The following is a 6,618-nucleotide window of genomic DNA, read 5'->3' as shown; positions in this document are numbered from 1 at the left end:
GAGCCGGTCCTGCTGGTCACCATGCACGAATACGGCGACCTGCCGGTCTATGTCAGTGTCGGGCCGCTGCAGATGGTGGTCTCGGTGATCCTCTGGCCGGTGGACGAGCAGAAGGACCAGGCGGCGTTCAACGTCTTCCTGTTGAAGGCCCAGAAGATCGTGCCCCTGTCGAACTTCGGGATCAGCACCGTCGACCACCGCGACTATTACGAACTGTTCGGCGAGATCGCCGCCAAGACCTCGCTGCAGACCGTGCTGATCGAGCTGCGGACCCTGGCGGGTAACGCCATCGACGCGGCGGGCGACCTGCGCGAGTCGTTCGAAAACCTCAGCGGCGTCGCCGCCTAAGCCGGAGAGAGAACATGTCGATCTGGAGCAAGCTCTCCGCCCTGCTGCGGGGCACCGCCCACGAAGGCGCCCAAACCCTGGTGGACGCCAACGCCCTGAAGATCCTGGACCAGGAGATCCGCGACGCGGACATGGCCCAGGGCAAGGCGCGCGACGAGATGGCCGCCCTGGTGGCGCGCCGCCGGATGCTGGAGAACGAGGCCAAGTCGTTCGCCGAACAGGCCCGCAAGTACGAATCCTCGGCCCGAGCGGCGCTGGCCAAGGGCGACGAGGCGCTGGCCCGCGAGGTGGCCACCCGGATCGCCGACCTGGAGCGCGACTCGCTGCAGAAGGCGACCCAGACCGCCGAGCTGCGCACCGCCGAGGACCGGCTGCGCCAGATCGTGGCCCAGACCGACACCAAGATCGAGGCCCTGCGCCGCGAGATCGAGGTGGTGAAGGTCAATGAGAGCGTCCAGCGGGCGCAGTCGGCGGTGGTTTCCCGCGCCGGCGCCACGGGCTCGACCCTGGGCTCGGCGGCCGACAGCCTCAAGCGGATCAAGGAACGCCAGGCGGTGCGCGAGGAGCAGTTCCGCGCGCAAGGCGAACTGGAGGACCGCCGCACCGGCGCCGACCTCGACGCCAAGCTGCAGGCCGCCGGCATCCTGCCCGGCCACGTGGGCGCCGACGACGTGCTGGCGAGGTTGCAGGCCACGGCGCCTTCGCTGGCGCTTGAGGCTCCGCGCCTGCAGATCGAAGACAAGGTCCCGGTGCGCCGGGGTGAGTCCGACAGCTAACCCATGCGCCGCATAGCGCTATCGCCCCGCCGCGACTGGAAGGCCAAGGCCGAGGCGGTCGGGTTCACCTGGCACCATGCCGACGGTCGTCGGTACTGGGACGAGCGGGCCTATTACGCCTTCACGCTCAACCAGGTGGAGGACCACATCGAGGCCGCGACGGCGGAGCTGCACAGGCTCTGCCTGGAGCTGGTCGCCGAGGTGGTGGAGAGCCCGGCCCTGATGACCCGGCTGGCGATCCCGGAGGCCGCCCAGGCCCTGGTCGCCGCGTCCTGGAAGGCCAAGGAGCCCTCGCTCTACGGCCGGTTCGACTTCTTCTATGACGGGTCAGGCCCGCCCAAGCTCTACGAGTACAACGCCGACACCCCGACCAGCATCTATGAGGCCGCGGTCTTCCAATGGCTGTGGCTGGAGGACCGGATCGCCGACGGGGCGCTGCCGGCGCCGACCGATCAGTTCAACAGCCTCTACGAGGCGCTGCGCGACCGGTTCAAGGCGATCTTCCCGCAGGGCGGCTTCGTGCATTTCGCCAGCGAGGCCGACTTCGTCGAGGACCGCCAGACCGTGCGGTTCCTGGAGGACGTGGCCGGCCAGGCGGGGCTGACGCCCAAGTTCGTGGCCCTGGACAAGATCGGGCTCGACGCCGACGGGCGGTTCGTGGACGCCGAGAACTTCCTGATCGGGGCGATCTTCAAGCTCTATCCGTGGGAGCAGATGTTCCGCGACACCTATGGCGACAAGATCGCCGCCAGCCGGACCCAGTTCATCGAGCCGGCCTGGAAGGCGGTGCTGTCGAACAAGGGCCTGCTGCCCCTGCTGTGGGAGCGGCACGCCGGACATCCCAACCTGCTGGAGGCCTGGTTCGACGACGACCCGCGCGCCGACGGCCTGGGCCGGTCCTATGTGCGCAAGCCGCTGTTCTCCCGCGAGGGCGCGAATCTTGAGCTCTACGACAAGGGCCGCCGCGCCAGCGTGCTGGACCAGGGCTACGGCGCCGAGGGCTGGATCCGCCAGGCGCTCTGTCCGCCGCCGAAGTTCGGCGCCAACTATGCGGTGGTCGGGTCCTGGGTGATCGGCGACGAGCCGGCCGGCATGGGAATCCGCGAGGACCGCGGCCGGGTGACCCGCGACCGCTCACGGTTCGTGCCGCATGTGATCCTGGAGACCGCCGAGGTCATCCCTATCCGTAGAGGTTCCTGATGGCGTCCGGTCTTGTCGCGCTGCTGGACGACGTCGCGGGGATCGCCAAGATCGCCGCGGCCTCGATCGACGACATGTCGGCCGCCGCCGGCAAGGCCGGATCGAAGGCGGTGGGGGTGGTGGTCGACGACGCCGCGGTGACGCCCGGCTACGCCATGGGCTTCACCCCCGACCGGGAACTGCCGATCGTCTTCAAGATCGCCATGGGGTCGCTGCGCAACAAGTTCTTCTTCCTGCTGCCGGGCGCCCTGCTGCTGAGCGCCTTCGCGCCCTGGGGGGTGACGCCGCTGCTGATGATGGGCGGGGCCTATCTCTGCTTCGAGGCGACCGAGAAGATCATCGAGGCCTTCACCCACCACGACCCGGTCGACGAGCCCGAGGAACTGGCGCTGAGCTCCGCCGACCTTGAGAAGGAGAAGGTGGCCGGCGCCATCCGCACCGACCTGATCCTGTCGGGCGAGATCATGGCTATCGCGCTCGCCGACGTCGCCGACCGGCCGCTGGCGGTCCAGGCCGGCGCCCTGGCCCTGGTGGGCCTGGCGATCACCATCGGGGTCTATGGCGTGGTCGGGCTGATCGTGAAGATGGACGATATCGGCCTGCACCTTGCCGAACGCCGGAGCCGGCTGATGGCGGGCCTCGGCCGGGGCCTGGTCCACGGGATGCCCAAGGTCATGGAGCTGCTGACGGTGGTGGGCACCGCGGCCATGCTGTGGGTCGGCGGCGGGATCATCGTCCACGGCCTGGAGCATTTCCACCTGGAGACCGTGCCGCACCTGGTCGAGGGCGTGTCGCACTGGGCCTCGGCGGCTCCCGGGATCGGGGCTGTGACCGGCTGGGCCGCCATGGCCGCGGGCTCGGCGGTGGTCGGCCTGCTGGTCGGGGCGCCGATCGTGGCGGTGATCCACTTCTGGCCGCGCAAGAAAGCCCACTAGATCCTCCCCCAGGGCGATGTTCGGATCGTGACGTCAGGGAATGGAAGGGTGGCGCGCGCGGCGTCGGAATCTGCGATGAAGGGGCGACCCGCAGGCGCGCGGGTCGCGGGAGACACCGATGAAACCTCCGCCCAAGCGGTTCTCCGATCTCAAGGGCGGCTCGCCGCCCACGGGGACCTATGCCGCGCCGACGCCGAAGGTGTCGCGGCAGAAGCGCGCCAAGGTGCTGACGCCGGCCGAGCGGGCGGCGTTCCTGGCCTCGCGGCCGGACCTCAAGCCGAAGAGCTGAGCCGCCCTAGTTGGCCGGCGACGGATCGGGGCCGGTCCAGGTCCAGGCGTTGATCTTCCAGGCGCCGGCGGCGTCCTTCCGCAGCGAGAAGGTCATCTGGGCGGCCTCGCGCATGGGCTTGCCGTGATCCTTGAAGCTGTAGACCGCCGGCACGATCACATAGGCCCGGTCGCCCGAAACCAGCTCACGGGTGGCGGGACTGAGGGCCACCGACTGGTCCGTCAGGCCCTTGGCCGTGGCGTCCTTGGCCAGGTCGCCGGCCCAGGCCTCGACGGCGCCCGGGCCGCGCCAGACAAAGGGCGCCACCTCGTCGACAATGGCCACGTCGCCCATATGGGTGGCCACGGCCGCCTTCAGGTCGCCCTTGTTGAAGCTGTCGATGAACTGACCGATGGGCGCGGCGAGTCGTGCGTCGGCCGCCGCGGCGGTCGTGGCGGTGGCGAGACCAATTGAACAGAGCAATCCAACAAGCAGGGACTTCATGTCAGCCTCCCATGTGGTTGGAGCACGGGAGCGCCGATCGGCGCCGATTGCAATAGGAACCCTGTTATCGTCTCCAGGCTGGCGGCCTTAGCGAAGGAGGCTGACCACCACGTCGGCGACCACCTGGGCGACCAGGCCATTGGTGGACCGCACGAGGTAGGCGTCGTCCTCCACGAGCACCCAGCGATAGCCGGGGGGCGGGGGCGCCAGCCGGTAGCGCTGGGGCTGGACGATCACGTAGCGGGTCTCGACATAGTAGGCGCGCGGCATGCGTTCGCCCCTGCGCCACATCTTTTTGGCCTGGCCGGGGGGCATGCCGTAGGGCTTGTCGGAGAGGCCGGGCGGGCCCGAATTGTAGTGCTTGTCCTTGCCATGGCCCTTGCCCTGGCCCGGATCGGCCAAGGCGGCTGGAGCTGTCAGCAGGGCCGCGGCGGCGGCGAACAGGATCAGGCGCTTCATGGTCGGTCTCCAAACTGGACCACTTTAACGCCTGGGGAGCGGCGAGGTTCAGGCTGGGCCTATCTGGGGCCTATTCCGCGGCCTTGGCCATGGCCTCGACGCCGAACACGCGGGCGAAAACGGCGTCCACCGCCTTGAAGTGATAGCCGAGGTCGAACAGCTCCTCGAGCTCGGCCTTCGTCAGGGTCACGTCGCTGTCGGCCAGCAGGAAGTCGAGGAACTTGCCCTCGCCGCGCCAGACCTTCATGGCGTTGCGCTGGACCGCGGCGTAGGCGACCTCGCGGGCGACGCCCTTCTGGGTGAGCGCCAGCAGCACGCGCTGGGAATGGACCAGGCCGCCCAGCTTGTCCAAATTCCTCAGCATATTTTCCGGGTAGATCAGCAGGCGGTCGACCACGCCGGCCAGGCGGCGCAGGGCGAAGTCCAGGTGGATGGTGGTGTCCGGGGCGATGGCGCGCTCGACCGACGAGTGGCTGATGTCGCGCTCGTGCCACAGCGCCACGTTCTCCATGGCCGGCACCACGGCCGAACGGACCAAACGGGCCAGGCCGGTCAGGTTCTCGGTGAGAATGGGATTCCGCTTGTGGGGCATTGCGGAGCTGCCCTTCTGGCCGACGTCGAAGAACTCTTCGGCTTCAAGGACTTCCGTGCGCTGCAGGTGGCGGATCTCGACGGCCAGGCGCTCGATGCTCGAGGCCACGACGCCCAGCGTGGCGAAATAGGCGGCGTGGCGGTCGCGGGGGATCACTTGCGTCGAGACCGGCTCCACGGCCAGGCCCATCTTCTCGGCGACGTAGGCCTCAACCTCGGGGGCGACATTGGCGAAGGTGCCGACCGCGCCGGAGATGGCGCAGGTGGCGATCTCGAACTTGGCCATCGCCAGGCGCTCTTTGGCCCGCACGAACTCGGCATAGTGGCCGGCGAGCTTGAGGCCGAAGGTGGTGGGCTCGGCGTGGATGCCGTGGCTGCGGCCGACCGTGGGGGTCAGGCGGTGCTCGAAGGCGCGCTTCTTCAGCGCCGCCAGCACCAGGTCGACGTCCTCGATCAGGAGATCGGTGGCCCGCGAAAGCTGGACGGCCAGCGCCGTGTCATTGACGTCGGAACTGGTCATCCCCTGGTGCAGGAAGCGCGCCTCGGGGCCCACCAGCTCGGTCACGTGGGTGAGGAAGGCGATGACGTCGTGCTTCACCTCGCGCTCGATGGCGTCGATGCGCTCGACGTCGAAGACCACCCCGCGCCCCTTCTCCCAGATGGTCGCCGCGGCTTCCTTGGGGATCACCCCCAGCTGCGCCATCTTGTCGGCGGCGTGAGCCTCGATCTCGAACATGATCGTGAAGCGGGTCTGGGCGTCCCAGATCTGGGCGGCCTCAGGGCGGGCGTAACGGGGGATCATGGCGGGGCTCCTTACGCGGCGTGATTAGCCCCGCGCGCCGGAGATCGCAACGCCAGTGGGGCGGTTAGTCCGCCTCGCCCCGGTCGGCCCGGGCCTTGGCGAGCGCCTTGGTCAGGCCGATGGCGCCCAGCAGGTAGTGGAACCCGGCCCAGACATAGAAGAGCAGGGTGACGATGATCCCCTCCCGCGTGCCGGAGACCAGCGCCCCCTGGCACTGGGCCACGACGTCGGCCCCCGACCCCACCGGCGCCGAGCCGCCGGGGCAGACGGACTGGAAGTCCGCCGCGCTCCCGCCGAACAGCGAGCCGATGCTGGCCAGGACGCCGCTCGCCTGCGGCACCGCGAAGTGGAAGGCCGCGAACCGGTCGATGATGAAGCCGGTGAACACCGGGCCGCCGCCCAGCGCGATCAAGTTGAGGAAGAAGAACAGCAGGGCCGTGGCCGTGGCGCGCCGGCGGGTGTCGACCATGTTCTGCACCACCCCGAAGGTGGGGCCGAGGTAGGTGTAGTGGAAGATGCCGGGGATCAGCAGGATCAGCGCCGCGGTCTGCCAGGTGGGCGCCATATAGGCGGCGATATAGATCGGCGCGGCGATGGTCAGGCCGATGGCCGGGGTGATCGCGTACCAGGCCGGCGAACGCCTGGCCAAACGGTCGGTGAGGAAGCCCCCCAGCAGTGTGCCGAGACCGGCCGAGAACCCGCCAACCAGGCCGGTGATCAGCCCGACTTGCGCAT

Annotated in this window: 8 protein-coding genes and 1 pseudogene; 5 read left to right on the top strand and 4 right to left on the bottom strand. The window is 69.1% G+C overall.

The features are described 5' to 3' along the window. The 5 genes from Q8Q77_RS18435 to Q8Q77_RS18415 all read left to right on the top strand — a co-directional run. On the top strand, nucleotides 1-348 hold a 348-nt coding region (locus Q8Q77_RS18435), incomplete at its 5' end, for a YjfI family protein (protein WP_305585286.1). A 14-nt stretch (nucleotides 349-362) separates the two neighbouring features. Further along, entirely contained in the window at nucleotides 363-1,124 is a 762-nt protein-coding gene (locus Q8Q77_RS18430; protein ID WP_305585285.1) for a PspA/IM30 family protein, read from the top strand. A 3-nt stretch (nucleotides 1,125-1,127) separates the two neighbouring features. Further along, nucleotides 1,128-2,324, top strand: coding sequence for a glutathionylspermidine synthase family protein (locus Q8Q77_RS18425; RefSeq protein WP_305585284.1), 1,197 nt, complete (start codon nucleotides 1,128-1,130; stop codon nucleotides 2,322-2,324). Further along, the gene (locus tag Q8Q77_RS18420) at nucleotides 2,324-3,259 is read left to right on the top strand and encodes a DUF808 domain-containing protein (RefSeq protein WP_305585283.1); all 936 of its coding nucleotides are present in this window, start codon (nucleotides 2,324-2,326) and stop codon (nucleotides 3,257-3,259) included. Before Q8Q77_RS18425 ends, Q8Q77_RS18420 begins: the two co-directional genes overlap by 1 nt. Nucleotides 3,260-3,377: 118 nt before the next feature. Beyond that, nucleotides 3,378-3,548: a hypothetical protein gene (locus Q8Q77_RS18415; RefSeq protein ID WP_305585282.1), complete on the top strand. Its 171-nt coding sequence runs from the start codon at nucleotides 3,378-3,380 to the stop codon at nucleotides 3,546-3,548. Nucleotides 3,549-3,554: 6 nt separating this feature from the next. On the opposite strand, the gene Q8Q77_RS18410 is transcribed toward Q8Q77_RS18415, so the two are convergent. The 4 genes and pseudogenes from Q8Q77_RS18410 to Q8Q77_RS18395 form a co-directional block, all read right to left on the bottom strand. Further along, entirely contained in the window at nucleotides 3,555-4,031 is a 477-nt protein-coding gene (locus tag Q8Q77_RS18410; protein WP_305585281.1) for a nuclear transport factor 2 family protein, read from the bottom strand. Between the two features lie 87 nt (nucleotides 4,032-4,118). Further along, nucleotides 4,119-4,490: an RcnB family protein gene (locus tag Q8Q77_RS18405; protein ID WP_305585280.1), complete on the bottom strand. Its 372-nt coding sequence runs from the start codon at nucleotides 4,488-4,490 to the stop codon at nucleotides 4,119-4,121. 70 nt (nucleotides 4,491-4,560) lie between these two features. Beyond that, nucleotides 4,561-5,883: an adenylosuccinate lyase gene (gene purB, locus Q8Q77_RS18400; RefSeq protein ID WP_305585278.1), complete on the bottom strand. Its 1,323-nt coding sequence runs from the start codon at nucleotides 5,881-5,883 to the stop codon at nucleotides 4,561-4,563. A 64-nt stretch (nucleotides 5,884-5,947) separates the two neighbouring features. Next, nucleotides 5,948-6,618, bottom strand: a pseudogene (locus Q8Q77_RS18395) (MFS transporter); the annotation flags it as partial.

Source organism: Phenylobacterium sp. (genome assembly GCF_030698145.1).
GTDB lineage: Bacteria > Pseudomonadota > Alphaproteobacteria > Caulobacterales > Caulobacteraceae > Phenylobacterium.
The sequence above is the reverse complement of the archived record's forward strand: the minus strand, read 5'-3'. Positions and strand labels throughout refer to the sequence as shown.

Coding starts and splice junctions, on each gene's coding strand:
- Q8Q77_RS18405 (WP_305585280.1), bottom strand. CDS start 4,490: ATGAAGCGCCTGATCCTGTTCGCCGCCGCCGCGGCCCTGCTGACAGCT.
- Q8Q77_RS18415 (WP_305585282.1), top strand. CDS start 3,378: ATGAAACCTCCGCCCAAGCGGTTCTCCGATCTCAAGGGCGGCTCGCCG.
- Q8Q77_RS18425 (WP_305585284.1), top strand. CDS start 1,128: ATGCGCCGCATAGCGCTATCGCCCCGCCGCGACTGGAAGGCCAAGGCC.
- Q8Q77_RS18420 (WP_305585283.1), top strand. CDS start 2,324: ATGGCGTCCGGTCTTGTCGCGCTGCTGGACGACGTCGCGGGGATCGCC.
- purB (WP_305585278.1), bottom strand. CDS start 5,883: ATGATCCCCCGTTACGCCCGCCCTGAGGCCGCCCAGATCTGGGACGCC.
- Q8Q77_RS18410 (WP_305585281.1), bottom strand. CDS start 4,031: ATGAAGTCCCTGCTTGTTGGATTGCTCTGTTCAATTGGTCTCGCCACC.
- Q8Q77_RS18430 (WP_305585285.1), top strand. CDS start 363: ATGTCGATCTGGAGCAAGCTCTCCGCCCTGCTGCGGGGCACCGCCCAC.